Origin of the sequence: Streptomyces sp. NPDC050264 (genome assembly GCF_040655895.1) — a bacterium.
Lineage (GTDB): Bacteria > Actinomycetota > Actinomycetes > Streptomycetales > Streptomycetaceae > Streptomyces.
Window position 1 is genome coordinate 160217 of sequence record NZ_JBFAKV010000015.1, and the last position, 15491, is coordinate 175707.

Below are 15491 nucleotides of genomic sequence, written 5' to 3' on the forward strand. Positions count from 1 at the left end.
CGCGTCAGACACTCGCCGACGCGGCCGAAAACAGTCCCTATATAGAGGCCCCGTGGAGCCTTGTGGAGCCTTGTGAGGCGGAGGTGCGGGAAGGAGGGGTCAGGAGGGCTGGGGGCCCCGGCGCTGCGGCAGCGTGACCACACCACTGTCCGGGCCGTTCGAACCCGCCACCACCGGCGGCAGACCCGCGACCTGACACAGCAACTCGCACCACGCGGCGAGATGCGCGGCCGTGTCGGGCACGCCGCCCCGGCCCTCGCGCGGCGTCCAGGACGCGCGGATCTCGATCTGTGAGGCGGGCGGCCGGTCGCCGATCCCGCCGAAATAGTGCGAACTGGCGCGGGTGACCGTGCCGGACGGTTCCCCGTAATCGAGACCGCGGGCCGCCAGCGAACCCGTCAGCCACGACCAGCAGACGTCGGGGAGCAGCGGATCGGCGGCCATCTCGGCCTCGAGTTCCGCGCGCACCAGCGTCACCAGACGGAACGTGCCGTTCCACGCCTCGTGCCCGGCCGGATCGTGCAGCAGCACGAGCCGCCCGTCGGCCAGCGCCTCGTCGTCCGCGGCGTCGACGACCGTGGCCTCCAGCGCGTAGGAAAAGGGAGCCAGGCGCTGTGGGGGGCGCGTGGGGTCGATCTCGATCTCCGGGCGCAGCCGCGCGGCCCGCAGGGCGTCGACCGCCGTGCGGAAGGCCTGGGGAGTTGACGGAGCCGTGTCGTCCTCTTGTGCAGCGTTCATGTCCCGAGCGTTCTGCCCCTCCCGCACCGATTCACTCATCCCGTCCGAGTCGCCAGAGTCTTCCGGGCTGTCGGACCGTTGTCCCTGAGCCGCAGCCATGCCGGGAAGGTTAAGGGGAACGAGCGCCGTGCGCAGGTAGGGACACCCGGCGCCGATGCCGTTCTCCCGACACTTCGGGGCCGTGCGAGACTCTCGGGTGTGAGTGCCAACACCGAGGCCACGGGCCAGCAGCCGTCAGTGACGAACGACGCCGTCAAGGATTCCGCCTTCCTCAAGGCGTGCAGGCGTGAGCCCGTGCCGCACACGCCGGTGTGGTTCATGCGGCAGGCGGGGCGCTCGCTGCCCGAGTACCACAAGGTGCGCGAAGGCATCCCGATGCTGGAGTCGTGCACGCGGCCCGAGCTGGTCGCCGAGATCACGCTGCAGCCGGTACGGCGGCACAAGGTCGACGCGGCGGTCTACTTCAGCGACATCGTCGTGCCGCTCAAGGCCATCGGCATCGACCTCGACATCAAGCCCGGTGTCGGCCCGGTCATCGCGAACCCGATCCGCACCCGCGCCGACCTCGACCAGCTGCGCGACCTGACCCCGGAGGACGTCTGGTACGTCACCGAGGCGATGGGGCTGCTGACCGCCGAGCTCGGCGGGACGCCGCTCATCGGCTTCGCGGGCGCGCCGTTCACTCTCGCCAGCTACCTCGTCGAGGGCGGCCCGTCCCGCAACCACGAGCACACCAAGGCGCTCATGTACGGCGACCCGCAGCTCTGGGCCGACCTGCTGGACCGCCTCGCCGAGATCACCTCCGCCTTCCTCAAGGTGCAGATCGAGGCGGGCGCGAGCGCCGTGCAGCTCTTCGACTCCTGGGTCGGCGCGCTCGCCCCGGCCGACTACAAGCGCGCCGTCATGCCCGCCTCGCAGAAGGTCTTCCAGGCCGTCGAGTCGTACGGTGTGCCGCGCATCCACTTCGGTGTCGGCACCGGTGAACTGCTCGGGCTCATGGGCGAGGCAGGCGCGGACGTCGTCGGCGTCGACTGGCGGGTGCCGCTCGACGAGGCCGCGCGCCGCGTCGGCCCCGGCAAGGCACTGCAGGGCAACTTCGACCCGGCGATCCTCTTCTCCACGCCCGAGGCCGTGGAGCGGAAGGCCCGCGAGGTGCTCGACGCGGCCGCCGGCCTGGAGGGCCACGTCTTCAACCTCGGGCACGGCGTGCCGCCGAACACCGACCCGGACGCGCTGACCCGCCTCGTCGAGTACGTCCACACGCAGACCGCGCGCTGACTCGGCGAGCCCGCCTCAGCCGCTGTCCTCGGCCCCGGACGTCATCGCAGTTCCGGGGCCGGAATGCCGTCCGCCGACCACAGCGCGGCCAGCGAGGCGTGCAGGGTGTGTCCGGGCCGCCAGCCCAGCTCCCGCCGCGCGGCGGTGATCCGGGCGCACTGCCAGGGCACCTCCGTGGAGCGGCCGACCGCGCCGAGATTCTCCACGACCTTGCCGCGGAACCCGGACGCGCGCACCAGGCCGTGCACCAGGTCGCGCATCGGGACGGCGTGGCCGCTGCCGATGTTCAGCAGCGGGGGCAGCGGGCGCGGCGCGGTGAGGGCCAGGGCGGCCGCGGTCGCCACATCGCGTACGTCGACGAAGTCGCGGTGCGCCGACAGGTCGCCGACCTGGACCGTACCGGCCGGGTCGAGGTGCGTGGCGGCCCGGAGTTCGGCGGTGAGACGGCCCGGCAGGCCCGCGCTGGGCGCGCCGGGACCGACCGGGTCGGTCACGCGCAGCACGACCGCGTCGAGCCCGGAACCGGTGACCGCGAGGGTGCCGGCGAGCTTGCTCGCGCCGTACGCGGAGACGGGCCGGGCCGGGGTGTCCTCCGCGGTCTGCTCGCCGAGGATCGTCGGCCCGTACTCGGCGGCGGAGCCGAGATGGACCAGGCGTGCGGTCGGCGCCGTGCTGTGCAGCGCTTCACACAGGACGGCCGGGCCACGGGAGTTGGCCTCGACGAGGGTCAGGGCGCTGCCGCCGACAGCTCCGACGCAGTTGACGACGGCGTCGGGCGCGGCGAGTTCGATCAGGCCCGCGAGGGCGCCCGGCTGGACCGTCGCCAGATCGAAGCGCAGGTCGTCGTCGGGGTGGCGGCCACCGGTGAGCAGCCGCACGCCCGGCAGGCCGCGCAGCCGTTCGGCGATGTGCCCGCCCAGGTATCCGTTGGCGCCGAGAACGAGAATGCGCACGACCCGCTCACGCCCCCTTCGGGAACAGGGAACGGTGCGTGGTGGATTCGGCGCGGGCCCGGCCGTGGTCGACAAGAGGTGCCGTTGTCATGGGTGCTCCCGGGAATCGGACTGGTGGTGGTGCGGGTGTGGGCGAGGTCCGGGCCCGGCGTGCGATGTGATCAGGCGTGAGCGGTGGGACTGTCCAGGCGACGGACGGCGACGGCCGGCAGCGAACGTGAGGGAAACGGCATCGCGGGCATCGCGGCACTCCGCGTTCGTTCGCCACGGATCGGGCGGTGACGCGGGATCACCCGCTCGGCAGGTTCGGCGTCACCCGCTCGCCGTGCGGCGCCGCTCTGGCGGAGCGATTCATGTGGTCGTGGTCCCCTCCCGTCGGGCACGCGACGGCTCCCCACCGTCGTGTGCCCGCCCCCCAGCGGCGCGGCCCTGTTTCGTGGTGCGTGGCCGTGCCGCCCTGACGCGTCACATAGTGCGTCCCGCTCACGGGCTGTGCGCGGATTCTGTGAAACGTGGCGGAAAGCTTCCGACAGCTCGTAAGCAGTGAGACGGGTGGGGTTCAGGGGCGCGGAGGTGCGCCTGAACGAGGGGTTCCCCAGGGCGGGTTGGCCGATCAGGCGTTTCCGCGCCGCGCAAGCGCTCTCTGCGTGCGTGTTCGTACGCTCTCCCGCGCGCTCATCCGGCCGCGCGGACCGCCGCCACCGCCTTGCGCGCCGCCACCAGCACCGGATCCCACACCGGGGAGAACGGCGGGGCGTACCCCAGGTCGAGCGCCGTCATCTGCTCCACCGTCATCCCCGCGGTCAGCGCGACCGCCGCCACGTCGACCCGCTTCGCGGCGCCCTCGCGCCCCACGATCTGCACCCCGAGCAGCTTTCCGGTGCGCCGCTCGGCGAGCATCTTCACCGTCATGAGCGCCGCGCCCGGGTAGTAGCCCGCCCGGCTCGTCGACTCGATGGTCACCGTCACGAATCGCAGCCCGGCACGACGCGCGTCCTTCTCGCGCAGCCCCGTGCGCGCGATCTCCAGCTCGCACACCTTGCTCACCGCGGTCCCCACGACCCCGGGGAAGGTCGCGTAACCCCCGCCCACGTTCGACCCGATGACCTGCCCGTGCTTGTTCGCGTGCGTGCCGAGCGCGATGTGCCGCTCGCGCCCCGCCACCAGGTCGAGGACCTCGACGCAGTCGCCGCCCGCCCAGATGTCCTCGTGGCCGCGCACCCGCATCGCCAGATCCGTGAGCAGACCGCCGTGTTCCCCGAGGGGCAGGCCCGCGTCCCGGGCGAGCGACGTCTCCGGCCGCACGCCGATGCCCAACACCACGACGTCCGCCGGGTATTCGGCGTCCTGGGTCGCCACGGCCCGCACCCGGCCGTCGTCCCCGGTGCGGATCTTCGTGACCTCGGCGTCGTCGACCATGGTGATGCCCATGCCCGTCATGGCCTCGTGCACCAGGCGCCCCATGTCCGGATCGAGCGTCGACATCGGCTCGGCCCCGCGGTTGACGACCGTCACCTCGTACCCGCGGTGGATCAGCGCCTCGGCCATCTCCACGCCGATGTAACCGGCGCCCACCACGACCGCCTTGCGCCCCTCGGTCGCCCGCAGGGTGTCGAGCAGCGCCTGCCCGTCGCCGAGCGTCTGCACCCCGTGCACCCCCGCCGCGTCCATCCCGGGCAGCTCGGGCCGGACCGGGCGCGCCCCCGTCGCGATCACGAGCTTGTCGTAGCCGACCCAGGACTCGGTCCCGCCGTCGAGGTCACGCGCCCGCACCCGCCGCTTCCCGGCGTCGATCTCCACGATCTCGGTACGCATCCGCAGGTCGATGTCGCGCGCCCGGTGCTCCTCGGGCGAGCGCGCGACCAGTGCGTCCCGCTCCTCGACCTGGCCGCCGACCCAGTACGGGATGCCGCATGCCGAGAACGAGGTGAAGTCCCCCCGCTCGAAGGCCACGATCTCCAGCTCGTCGGGGCCGCGCAGCCGGCGCGCCTGCGACGCGGCGGACATGCCCGCCGCGTCGCCGCCGATGATGACCAGCCGCTCACGCGCGGAGTTCTCAGTGCTCATGCGCTGTACGCTACGTCGGCTGCCCGGGACGGTCCTGCCCGTCGGCGCGCCGAGGCCGCCGGGGTCGTACGAACCGCAGCCACAGGAAGACGAAGAGCCCCGCGACCGCGGCGAACGGCAGTACCGCGGCGAGCGCCATCGCCACCCACTCGAGCGCTGTCACGAAGGCGGCCCAGCCACCCGAGAGGGCGTCGAGGAACCCGGGATCGTCGTCGTCGCTCCCGGACTTCGCAGGGGTTTCGGACAATTTCAGGGTGATCGTCGCGAGCGTCGTCCGGTCCTTCAGCGACGACTGCCGCGCGAGCAGCGACTCCAGCTCCGACTGACGGTTGCTCAACTCCCCTTCCAACGTGACCACATCGCTCAACTTCGTCGCGCGGTCCATGAGTTCACGTACCCGTGCCACGCTCGCGCGCTGCGTCGCGATGCGGCTGTCCACGTCGACGACCTGATCAGTGACGTCCTTGGCGGTGATGTTCCGCTCCAACAGGCGCCCTGAGCCCGCAAGTTGGTCGAGCACGTCCTCGTACGCATCCTGCGGCACGCGCAGCGTGACGCGCGACCGCTCGCGGCCGTCGCCGTCCCGGTCCGTCGTCTCGCTGCCGACGATGCCGCCCGCGTCCTCGGTCACCGTGCGCGCCCTGTCCAGCGCGTCCGGCACGTCCTTGACCCGCACGGACAGGGCGGCCGTGCGGATGATGTGGACGCCCGTGAGCTTGGGCGGCTTCTTGGCGCTCGACGCCTCGCCGCCGCTCCGGCCGTCGGCGGCGGCCCCGCCCGCGTCCGGCCCGGCCTTGATGTCCGCGGCGCGCTTGTCACCGTCCCCACTGTCCCCGCTGTCGCCCGCGCCCGAGCAGCCCGCGAGCGCGAGCGCCGCCATGAGCAGCAGCGCGGCCAGGGCCCGCGCGGGCCGCGGCCGTGGCCGCGTACGTGTCGTACAGGACGTGTTCATCGTCGTACCCCCGGGGGACGGTGACGGTCATCGGACGCCTCCTTCGACGCGCGACTGGGCCGTCCGGTGGTTGCCGAGGGGTCCCGAACCGGTCACGGTCCGGACTCGGCAGAGGCGACGGCGGCGTTCTGAGAGAGTGGGGGCATGCGCGAAACGGACACAGGTACGGGTACGGGAACGGGACGGGACCGGAAGGTCCTCGTCATCGGCGGCGGCATCGCGGGCCTCGCGGCAGCGCACAGACTGCTCGACGACTCCAGCGCGGACGACCCGGTCGAGGTGACCGTCCTGGAGGCGTCCCCCCGGCTCGGCGGCAAGCTGCGCGCGGGCGAGATCGCCGGCGCGCGCGTCGACCTCGGCGCCGAGTCGATGCTGGCGCGCCGCCCCGAAGCGGTGGGCCTGGCCCGCGAGGTCGGCCTGGCGGACCGGCTGCAGCCGCCCTCCACGGCGACTGCCTCGATCTGGACCCGCGACACCCTGCGCCCCATGCCCAAGGGCCACGTGATGGGTGTCCCCGGCAGCGCCGAGGCGCTCGCCGGTGTCCTCTCCGAAGAGGGGCTGCGCCGCATCGAGCAGGACGCCGACCTGCCCCCCGCGGAACTCGGCGACGACGTCGCCGTCGGCGAGTACGTCGCCGCCCGCCTCGGCCGCGAGGTCGTCGACCGTCTCGTCGAACCGCTCCTCGGCGGGGTCTACGCCGGCGACGCCTACCGCATCTCGATGCGCAGCGCGGTACCCAACCTCTTCGAGGAGGCCCGCCGCCACCCGTCCCTGACGGCGGCCGTACGCGCGATCCAGGCCCGCACCGCCGAAAACCCGCAGACGGGCCCGGTGTTCATGGGCATCGAGGGCGGCGTCGGCACCCTGCCGGACGCGGTCGCGGACGACGTGCGCAAGAAGGGCGCCGAGATCCTGACGGGGGTGCGGGTGACATCCCTGCGGGCCCACGGCAGCAGCGTCGACCAGCGGCTCCGCCGCGGCACGCGCCCGGCCACGAAGGGCGAGCGCGGCACCACGCGGCGCGGGCTCCGCTGGCGCGTGGTCACCGAACAGGGCCGCACGTTCGAAGCGGACCAGGTGATCATCGCGCTCCCCGCTCCCGCGGCGGCGAGCCTGCTGCGCACCGCGTCCCCCATGGCCTCCCAGGAGCTGCGCGGCATCGAGTACGCCTCGATGGCCCTGACCACGATGGCGTTCCGCCGGAGCGAGACCCGCTTCCCCGAGGGCAGCGGCTTCCTGGTCCCGCCCGTCGACGGCCACACCATCAAGGCCGCCACCTTCGCCTCGCAGAAGTGGGGCTGGATCGGCGCCGAGAACCCGGACCTCTTCGTCGTACGCACCTCGGTCGGCCGCTACGGCGACGAGAAGGACCTCGACCGCGACGACGCCGACCTCGTCGCCGCCTCACGCCACGACCTGCGCGCGGCCACCGGCCTGACGGCGGCCCCCGTCGCGGCCCACGTCACGCGCTGGCAGGACGGCCTGCCCCAGTACCCCGTCGGCCACGCGGCCCGCGTGGCCCGGGTCCGTGCGCACATCGGGCAGCTCCAGGGCCTCGCCGTGTGCGGAGCCGCGTACGACGGCGTCGGCATCCCCGCGTGCATCGCGGGCGCGTACGCGGCCGTCGACGAGCTGCGCGGCTCCACCGGCGCCCGCGAGGAGCTGAAGGCGAACCCGGTGCAGAGCCTGCACGGGGGCGCAGGAGAATAGGGACATGAGCGACGACACCCCTACCACTGACCCCGCGCGGATCCCGAACAAGGGCAAGCTGGCGAAGGACCTCAACGAGGCCATCCGCTACACACTCTGGTCGGTCTTCAAGCTGAAGGACGTACTCCCCGAGGACCGCGAGGGCTTCGCGGACGAGGTCCAGGAGCTGTTCGACAAGCTCGCCGCGAAGGACGTGACGGTCCGGGGCACGTACGACGTGTCCGGGCTGCGCGCCGACGCCGACCTCATGATCTGGTGGCACGCCGAGACCTCCGACGAGCTGCAGGAGGCGTACAACCTCTTCCGCCGTACGAAGCTGGGCCGCGCCCTCGAGCCGGTGTGGTCGAACATGGCGCTGCACCGCCCCGCCGAGTTCAACCGTTCGCACATCCCGGCGTTCCTGGCCGACGAGACGCCGCGCGACTACGTCTCGGTCTACCCCTTCGTGCGCTCCTACGACTGGTACCTGCTGCCCGACGACGAGCGCCGCAAGATGCTCGCCGACCACGGCAAGATGGCCCGCGGCTTCGCGGACGTGCGCGCCAACACCGTCGCCTCGTTCTCGCTCGGCGACTACGAGTGGATCCTCGCCTTCGAGGCCGACGAGCTGTACCGCATCGTCGACCTGATGCGTCACCTGCGCGCCTCCGAGGCCCGCCGTCACGTGCGCGAAGAGGTCCCGTTCTACACGGGCCGCCGCAAGAGCGTGGCCGACCTGGTGGCGGGGCTCGCCTAGATCGCACGGCCCTCTGGAGCGGGCGTCACGGGGCTCTGCCCGGACCCCGCTCCTCGATCGCCGGAGGGGCTCAGTTGCCGAGCGGCGCCGGTTCAGGATGCGGAGCACAAGCCGCGGCGCGCCGCTCCGGCACCACTCCGTCCAGCAGGTACGCGTCCAGGTGCCCGTTCATGCACGCGTTGGCGCCCCCGGCGACCCCGTGCGTCCCCGCGCCCCGTTCGGTGACGAGCACCGACCCGGCGATCCGCCGGTTCAGCTCCCGCGCTCCCGCGTACGGCGTCGCCGCGTCCCGCTCGGCGGCCAGGATCAGCGTGGGCGGCAGCGCGCCGGGCGCGGTCCGCACGTCGACCGGCTCCTGGCGCGGCGTGGTCCAGTACGCGCACGGCAGGTTCGTCCACGTGTTGTCCCACGTCTCGAACGGCGCGGTGCGGGCGAGCTCCGTGCTGTCGCGGTCCCAGGTGCCGAAGTCCGTCGGCCAGGGAGCGTCGTTGCACTCGATCGCGGTGTACACCGCGCTGCTGTTCTCGTTCTCGACGGAGGCCCGCGGGCTCGGCGCCGCCTGGTCGATCAGCGGCTTCGGGTCGCCCTTCACGTACGCGGAGAGGGCCGCGGCCCGCATCGGCCAGTAGTCGTCGTAGTACCCGGTCTGGAGGTACGCGGACTGCAGCTCCCCGGGGCCGACCTTGCCGCCGGCCGGCCTGTGCGCCAGCTCGGCCCGCACCTTCTCGTAGGACGTCATCACCTCGTCGGGCGTCATGCCCAGGTGGTACGTGTCGTCGTGCTTGGCGACCCAGGTCCGGAAGTCGGCCCAGCGGAGCTCGAACGCGGCCGACTGCTCCAGGTTGCTGGAGTACCAGATCCGGCTCGGGTCCGGGTCGACCGCCGAGTCGAAGACGATCCGCCGCACGTGCGAGGGGAACAGCTGTGCGTAGACGGCTCCGATGTACGTCCCGTACGAGCCGCCCATGTACGTCAGCCGCTTCTCGCCGAGCGCGGCCCGCAGCACGTCCAGGTCCCGGACGTTGTTCAGGGTCGTGTAGTGGCGCAGGTCCGGGTTCCTCTCCGCGCAGCCGCGCGCGTACGCCTGCGCCCGCGCGATCCGCTCCTTCTTGTACGACTCCGAGGGGTGCGTCGGCGCCTGCGTGGGGCCCTTAGCGAGCCGCTTCGGGTCCTTGCAGGACAGCGGCGCGGAGCGGCCCACACCGCGCGGCGCGTACCCCACGAGGTCGTACGCGGCGCCGAGGCGCTTCCACTCGGGCATCGCGCCGACCAGCGGGAAGTACATGCCGTTGCCGCCGGGCCCGCCGGGGTTGAAGACGAGCGCGCCCTGCCGGGCGACCTTCTGTCTGCCCTGCTTGCCGGTCGTCTTGACGCGGCTGACGGTCAGCTTGATCTGCTTGCCGCGCGGGCGCGTGTAGTCCAGCGGTACGGACACGGTGGCGCAGGTGACCGGGGCGGGCAGGTCCTCCGCGGCGGGGCAGCTCTTGAAACGGAGGCCGGTGGCGGCGGCGCGCTGCGCGGCGACGGCGGTGCCCAGCGTCTGCGGGGATCCGGGCGCGACGGGGTCGGCGCTCGCGCTGCCGGCCGGGGCGCTCACGAGGGCCGACAGGACCAGCGATCCCGCGGCGGCGTAGAGGGCGGATGCTGCTCTCATCGCTTGGATGCATCCCTTTCGTCGTGCTCCCGAGCCCTTGCGGCCCGCGGCCGAAAGCTAAAAAGCATAAGTAAAAGGGATACTTGGGGCGGTCGTTGAGGATGTAAAGCACCTGACCGCCGTGTCGGATCAAAGACTCCGATGCGCCGCCCGGGTGATGTTCACGTCCGGGGGCGGGACGCCGCGGGCGGCAGGGTGAGCGTCGGCGTCGGCGTGACCGGTGTCGCCGGGTCCGGGGACGTGGTCGGCCCCGGCGGGGCGGGGGAGCGGGTCTGCGGCGGCGGGCTCGCCGTGGCCGCGTTCCGTGCCAGCGCGTCGAAGTCGACGAGACCGGTGGCCTCCAGGATCTTGATGTGGTCGAGGACGGTGGTGTTGGCGTCGTCCGCGAGGTCCCGCACGAGCGAGTTGCGGGTCGAGGCGCGCACCTGGGCCACCAGCGAGAACACCTGGCCGTGCGCGCGGCGCAGGACGTTGGCGAACTCGCGCTGGTAGCCGTCGCCCTTCGCTGCGGTCAACGTCCGCAGCCATCCCTGCTGTTGGGGATTCGGCTGGTTCGGCAGCTCCAGGTTCAGCTGGGCCGCGACCTCGCGCACCCGGGCGTCCAGGAACGTATGCCCCTCGACGAGATGCTCGCCCGCCGTCTCGACGGCCTTGCTGGGCGCGCGCTCCTCGGCCTGCTGGCCCGCGGGCATCTCCCACAGCCCGGCCAGCCGGACCTTCGTGATGAAGACGCGGTCGGTGGCGGAGAGCGGGCCGAATCTGGTCGGCACGGTCTGGGTGTTGAGCGTGTCCAGGCCGGTGCCCGAGCGGTCGGCGTACGACCAGACCGGGAACACGAGCGCGGCGAGCGTCGCCACGAGCCCCGTGATGATGAGCACGGTGCCGTTGACGCGGATACCGCCGGACGATTCTGTGGGCGAGAGCAGTCGCATGGTGCCTCCTGGTGCGGCACCGCACGCTAGTGCGCCCTGGGCACGGAGTGCCGGGCATCAGCCGCGACTACGCCAACGGCCGTATCGGGCACGGGGGTTGTGCGGCCCGCGCGCCCCGCACAGGACAGTACGGGCCGGGGCGAGGTCTCAGCCCCGGCGCAGCGCGAACCGTGCCGCCCGCAGCGCACGCGCCACCGGGCGCCCGGCCAGCGGCGCGGGACCCGAACGCTCCAGCCACCAGCCGGTCAGCCGCTTGCGGGCGGCCGGCTCGTGGACGCGCTGCCCGATCAGCAGATCCTCGGCGAAATCGAGCGCGTCGCGCCGGTAGCCCCCGGTCATGGGCCGCCGCTGCGCGTACTCCAGGAACGCCGTGCGGTACGCGCTCCCGCCCAGGATCTCCGGCAGTTCGGGCGCCACCTTGGCGACGACGTCGGCCCGCTTGCCCGCCAGCGCCCGGCTCTGCACGGCGAGCCGCGCGTGGTCGAAGCCCTCCGGGACGGGGGCGCCCGCCACGAGGGAGGAGAGCAGGGCGGTCTGGGCCAGCGCGACCCGGCCGCGCACCGGCTCCTCAACAGGCTTGTCGTGCACGTGCGTTGTCGGCACGGCGGGGCGAGCGGCGGGTGGGGTGGCGGCCGCCACGGTCTCCCGGATCGTCGCCACCTCCCGCTCCAACTCCCGCTCGTCGTCGGGGAAGTCCTCGTCCCGCTCCAGCAGGACGCCCGGCGGCGTCACCCGCGAGGCCAGCTCGGCCAGGATGTCGAGGACGGGCCGCGGCACCGGGTGGGCGTGGCTGTCGTGCCAGACGCCGTCCCGCTCGAAGCCGCCCGCGACGTGGACGTACGCGATGGCCTCGACCGGCAGTTCGTCCAGCGCCTTGGCCGGGTCCTCGCCGCGGTTCACGTGGTTGGTGTGCAGATTCGCCACGTCGATCAGCAGCCGGACGCCGGTGCGCTCCACGAGTTCGTACAGGAACTGTCCCTCGGACATCTCCTCGCCCGGCCAGCCGAACAGCGCCGCGATGTTCTCCACGGCCAGCGGCACGGGCAGCGCGTCCCGCGCGATCCGGACGTTCTCGCACAGCACGTCGAGCGCGTCGCGGGTGCGCGGCACCGGCAGCAGATGCCCCGCCTCCAGGAGCGGCGACGCCGTGCGCTCACCGCCCGCCCGTACGAACGCGATGTGCTCGGTGACCAGCGGCGAACCCAGCGCCTCGGCGCGCGCGGCGAGGTCCGCGAGCCGGTGCTCGTCCGGACGCTCCGCCCCGCCGAGGCCGAGCGAGACGCCGTGCGGCACGACGGTGACGCCGCGCTCGCGGAGCCGCAGCAGGGAGTCGGGCAGATGGCCGGGGCAGAGGTTCTCGGCGACGGCCTCGACCCAGTCGATACCGGGCATGGCCTCGACGACGCCGGCGATCTCGGGCCGCCAGCCGATCCCGGTGCCCAGCTGTGCCAGATGCTGCATGACCGTCCCCCTCCTCTGCCGTGCCGATGTGCCGCGGCGTGCTGTTGTCATCGCCCCGGCGGAGCCGGACGAACCCAGGAGGCAGGACGTTCAGAGCAACATTTGAGGTTTCCCGCCCGGCTGTCGGGGGTGGCCGCCGCCGGTGGCTGAGCCGGCATCGGCGGCGGCCTGTGAGCACGGGAGTACGCGTCTCCCCCTTCGCGGTTCACGTGCTCACCGTCCTCACCGCCCCGGAGGCGTGCGGGAGTTCGCCCCGCTGGGGTTCGGAGGACGAGGCCGGGGCGAGCGTCGGCGTGAACGACCCGGCCGCATGGGGTGCTGTGCGGACCCGGGGTCTGGGGGGTGAAACGTGCGGCTTCCGAGGTGCCGGAGCCGACCCGTCCGAGTGTGAATACGCGGACGGGTTGATGCTAGGCCGCCGTGCGCCGGGTCGCCAGGGTACGAACCCTAATATTTCGGACTCGCGTGCCGGGCCCCGCCGACGCCGGATGACCGAGTGTCTGGCGGGACGGACGGTGCTGCCGCCGGGCTCCCGCGGTCCGGCGCTCAGGCGCCTCACCCCCGGCCGAGCCCCGACAGCAGTCCGCCCGCGCGGGCCCCCTCCGCCACCACCGTGCACGACCCCGGCGCGATCTCCGTGAACCCGGCGTCCCGCACCACCGGCAGCCCCGCCCGCGTCAGCGGCTCCCAGCGGGACCGGTCGGCCGTGCGCACCGACAGCGGGAAGCCCGCCTCCCGCCACTCCTTGCGCTCGGCGTCGGACAGCTCCCACCACGCCAGCTGGGCCCCGTGGCCGGCCTGCGCCATGGCCTTGCCCGCCGTCATGTCCAGGTCGGGGTTGAGCCACAGCACCGGTGCGGCGGGATCCGGGGCGGGCGGCGGCTCGGGGTCGTCGAGGTCCGTGCCGGAGACCTGGAGCTTCGCCAGGTCCTTGGGCCAGCCGTCGAGCGGGACCGGCGGGAAGACCCGCACCTCCGCGCCGCCGTGACCGGTGACCGTGATGCCGTCGAGGGTCTCCGCGCGGCGCCACTCCGCGCCCCGCGCCCGCCGCACCACCTTGCGGATCCGGGCGTCCTGCCAGTCCCGCATCACCGCGGCCCACTCGCCGTCGCCGAGGGAACGCTCGTCGGCGAGGATCACCAGCACCGCGCGCGCCGCCGTCTCCAAGGCGTCCGTGCGGGCCGGTGGGGCGGCGCGCTCGATGCGCACCACGAGCGGCAGCACGAACTGCGGGGCCTCGTCGCGCGCGGTGCGCTCGTCGCGGAACGGGCTGTCGGAGGCCTCGGGCGTACTGGTGTCGTTGCTGGTGTCGTCGCTGGTCACGCCTTCCAGTCTGCCAGCAGCCCGGCGCACCCCCCGTCCCGTGCGCCGCACGCGTACGGGAACATGACCGCATGCGCCCCGATCCGCCCGCAGGACACCTCGCTCTTCGCAACGTCGGCCGCCGCTACGGTCTGCGCGGGCCCTGGGTGCTGCGCGGCGTCGACCTCGACGTGCCCGCGGGCACCCTCGTCCGGGTGCAGGGAGCCAATGGCACCGGCAAGTCGACGCTGCTCAGGCTCGTCGCCGGGATCGACGCGCCCAGCGAGGGCCGGGTCGTCGGCCGCCCGCGCACCGCTTACGTCCCCGAACGCTTCCCGGCCGCCCTGCCGTTCACCGCGCTCGGCTATCTCACGCATCTGGGCCGCGTCCACGGTCTCGTGCGCGCGGCGGCCGAGCGGAGCGCGGGGGAGTGGCTGGAGCGGTTCGGCGCCGCCGGATACGCGCGTACCCCGCTGGCCGAGCTGTCCAAGGGCAGCAGCCAGAAGGTCGCGGTCGCCCAAGCCCTTCTCGCCGCACCGGAGTTGCTCGTCCTCGACGAGGCGTGGACCGGGCTCGACGCAGCCGCCCGCGGCGAACTGGACCGGGCCGTCGCCGAGCGCACCGCCGCCGGCGGCGCCGTACTCTTCGTCGACCACGACCCGGCCCGCCTCGCGGACGCACCCGATGCCACGTACCTGATTCAAGGCTCAAGTCTCAGTAGGGCAAACCGGCCTGATGAAGCGTCAGTGGAAGTTCAGCAGGCAGTCGTCGTCACCGCCACGGGGTCGGCCCACGACCCCGACCTTCCCCACCCGCACAGCCTGACCCGTCTCGACGCCCGCACGGTACGCGTCACCGTGCCCGCCACCCACTCCGACATCGTCCTTCGTGCGCTGCTGAACGCGCGGCCGCCCTGGCACGTCGTCGCCGTCCACGCCGAGCCCGCACCTGCGGAGGGCCGATGACCACCGCCCTGCTCACCTACCAGTCGGCCCTGCTGCTGCGCTCACAGCGCTGGGTCGCGCCGGTCGTGCTGTACGCGGCGTTCCTCGGCATCGGGGTGCAGGCGGGGCAGCCGGTGCTCGACTCCCTCGGATACGCAGCCGCGGCCCTGCTGCCCGTGAGTGCCTGGCTGGTGCGGATCTGTGTCTCCAACGAGCCGCCTGCCGCCCGCAGTTGCACCGCGGCGGCGACCGCGCCCTGGCGCGCGCACCTGACGAGTCTGGTCACGGCCTTCCTGGCGGCGACGGTCTTCGTGGCGCTCATCAGCGACGGCGCGAGCACCGACCACAAGGTCGAGGTGCCGGTGCTCCCCGCGGCCGGCGCCGGCCTGCTCGCCATGCTGGTGTGCGCCCTGGCCGGCGCCGCGGCGGGCGCCGTCACGGCCTGGCCGGTGGTGCGTGGCACGGGGCTCGGCGTGGCCGGCATGCTGCTCTGCGCGCTGTTCGCCCTGGTCACGCCCGGCTCCCCGGCGCGCTGGGCGGTGACGGACCTGATCACGGGCTCGCGGGAGGGCCGGATCCCGGCCCCGCTGCTTCCACTGGCAGCGGCCGCCGTCCTGGCCGCCGCCTGCGCGACGGCGGCCTGCGCCCTGTCGTCCCGCCGCTGAGCGGCTCCGGGTGAGGCCTTAAGGCCAATGCCGTTGCCTTAGCCGCGATCTTGGTGCGTGCACCCCCGAGCGCAGGCGCGGCGCGCATCCTGGTGACAC

13 protein-coding genes are annotated in these 15491 nt (G+C 73.3%); 5 read left to right on the forward strand and 8 right to left on the reverse strand.

Annotation, left to right across the window (positions count from 1 at the left end; genetic code table 11):
- Positions 1-99: 99 nt before the first annotated feature.
- Positions 100-738, reverse strand: coding sequence for a DUF3000 domain-containing protein (locus tag AB0J02_RS26125; RefSeq protein WP_363196189.1), 639 nt, complete (start codon positions 736-738; stop codon positions 100-102).
- A gap of 198 nt (positions 739-936) precedes the next feature.
- Between AB0J02_RS26125 and hemE the strand changes: the two genes are divergently transcribed.
- Positions 937-2016: a uroporphyrinogen decarboxylase gene (hemE, locus tag AB0J02_RS26130; RefSeq protein ID WP_363196190.1), complete on the forward strand. Its 1080-nt coding sequence runs from the start codon at positions 937-939 to the stop codon at positions 2014-2016.
- A gap of 41 nt (positions 2017-2057) precedes the next feature.
- Here hemE and AB0J02_RS26135 read toward each other — a convergent pair whose 3' ends face one another.
- The 3 genes from AB0J02_RS26135 to AB0J02_RS26145 all read right to left on the reverse strand — a co-directional run bounded on the left by AB0J02_RS26135 (position 2058) and on the right by AB0J02_RS26145 (position 5988).
- Complete coding sequence (locus AB0J02_RS26135; protein ID WP_363196191.1) at positions 2058-2969, reverse strand: NAD-dependent epimerase/dehydratase family protein; 912 nt, start codon at positions 2967-2969, stop codon at positions 2058-2060.
- A 675-nt stretch (positions 2970-3644) separates the two neighbouring features.
- A complete protein-coding gene (locus tag AB0J02_RS26140; RefSeq protein ID WP_363196192.1) occupies positions 3645-5036 on the reverse strand; it encodes an FAD-dependent oxidoreductase in 1392 nt (463 codons plus the stop codon).
- 10 nt (positions 5037-5046) lie between these two features.
- Entirely contained in the window at positions 5047-5988 is a 942-nt protein-coding gene (locus tag AB0J02_RS26145; RefSeq protein WP_363196193.1) for a DUF4349 domain-containing protein, read from the reverse strand.
- Between the two features lie 144 nt (positions 5989-6132).
- Here AB0J02_RS26145 and hemG point away from each other — a divergent pair, with 144 nt between their 5' ends.
- Positions 6133-7698 (forward strand): protoporphyrinogen oxidase, encoded by a 1566-nt coding sequence (hemG, locus tag AB0J02_RS26150; protein ID WP_363196194.1) that lies wholly within the window; start codon positions 6133-6135, stop codon positions 7696-7698.
- Between the two features lie 4 nt (positions 7699-7702).
- The gene (gene hemQ, locus AB0J02_RS26155; protein WP_363196195.1) at positions 7703-8434 is read left to right on the forward strand and encodes a hydrogen peroxide-dependent heme synthase; all 732 of its coding nucleotides are present in this window, start codon (positions 7703-7705) and stop codon (positions 8432-8434) included.
- Between the two features lie 70 nt (positions 8435-8504).
- Here hemQ and AB0J02_RS26160 read toward each other — a convergent pair whose 3' ends face one another.
- The 4 genes from AB0J02_RS26160 to AB0J02_RS26175 all read right to left on the reverse strand — a co-directional run bounded on the left by AB0J02_RS26160 (position 8505) and on the right by AB0J02_RS26175 (position 13813).
- Positions 8505-10088 (reverse strand): alpha/beta hydrolase, encoded by a 1584-nt coding sequence (locus AB0J02_RS26160; RefSeq protein WP_363196196.1) that lies wholly within the window; start codon positions 10086-10088, stop codon positions 8505-8507.
- 161 nt (positions 10089-10249) lie between these two features.
- Positions 10250-11020, reverse strand: coding sequence for a DUF4142 domain-containing protein (locus tag AB0J02_RS26165; RefSeq protein WP_363196197.1), 771 nt, complete (start codon positions 11018-11020; stop codon positions 10250-10252).
- A 147-nt stretch (positions 11021-11167) separates the two neighbouring features.
- A complete protein-coding gene (locus AB0J02_RS26170; RefSeq protein ID WP_363196198.1) occupies positions 11168-12481 on the reverse strand; it encodes a DUF692 domain-containing protein in 1314 nt (437 codons plus the stop codon).
- 555 nt (positions 12482-13036) lie between these two features.
- Positions 13037-13813, reverse strand: a complete 777-nt coding sequence (locus AB0J02_RS26175) for an aminoacyl-tRNA hydrolase (RefSeq protein WP_363196238.1) — start codon at positions 13811-13813, stop codon at positions 13037-13039.
- 62 nt (positions 13814-13875) lie between these two features.
- Here AB0J02_RS26175 and AB0J02_RS26180 point away from each other — a divergent pair, with 62 nt between their 5' ends.
- Entirely contained in the window at positions 13876-14748 is an 873-nt protein-coding gene (locus AB0J02_RS26180; protein WP_363196199.1) for an ATP-binding cassette domain-containing protein, read from the forward strand.
- The gene (locus AB0J02_RS26185) at positions 14745-15392 is read left to right on the forward strand and encodes an ABC transporter (RefSeq protein WP_363196200.1); all 648 of its coding nucleotides are present in this window, start codon (positions 14745-14747) and stop codon (positions 15390-15392) included. The genes AB0J02_RS26180 and AB0J02_RS26185 overlap by 4 nt, the downstream gene beginning before the upstream one ends.
- The last annotated feature ends 99 nt before the right edge of the window (positions 15393-15491 follow it).

What these genes read in the sequence shown, in the direction of transcription:
- AB0J02_RS26165 (WP_363196197.1), bottom strand. Translation starts at nt 11,020, where the DNA reads ATGCGACTGCTCTCGCCCACAGAATCGTCCGGCGGTATCCGCGTCAAC.
- AB0J02_RS26170 (WP_363196198.1), bottom strand. Translation starts at nt 12,481, where the DNA reads ATGCAGCATCTGGCACAGCTGGGCACCGGGATCGGCTGGCGGCCCGAG.
- AB0J02_RS26140 (WP_363196192.1), bottom strand. Translation starts at nt 5,036, where the DNA reads ATGAGCACTGAGAACTCCGCGCGTGAGCGGCTGGTCATCATCGGCGGC.
- hemG (WP_363196194.1), top strand. Translation starts at nt 6,133, where the DNA reads ATGCGCGAAACGGACACAGGTACGGGTACGGGAACGGGACGGGACCGG.
- AB0J02_RS26125 (WP_363196189.1), bottom strand. Translation starts at nt 738, where the DNA reads ATGAACGCTGCACAAGAGGACGACACGGCTCCGTCAACTCCCCAGGCC.
- AB0J02_RS26185 (WP_363196200.1), top strand. Translation starts at nt 14,745, where the DNA reads ATGACCACCGCCCTGCTCACCTACCAGTCGGCCCTGCTGCTGCGCTCA.
- AB0J02_RS26180 (WP_363196199.1), top strand. Translation starts at nt 13,876, where the DNA reads ATGCGCCCCGATCCGCCCGCAGGACACCTCGCTCTTCGCAACGTCGGC.
- AB0J02_RS26160 (WP_363196196.1), bottom strand. Translation starts at nt 10,088, where the DNA reads ATGAGAGCAGCATCCGCCCTCTACGCCGCCGCGGGATCGCTGGTCCTG.
- AB0J02_RS26145 (WP_363196193.1), bottom strand. Translation starts at nt 5,988, where the DNA reads ATGAACACGTCCTGTACGACACGTACGCGGCCACGGCCGCGGCCCGCG.
- hemQ (WP_363196195.1), top strand. Translation starts at nt 7,703, where the DNA reads ATGAGCGACGACACCCCTACCACTGACCCCGCGCGGATCCCGAACAAG.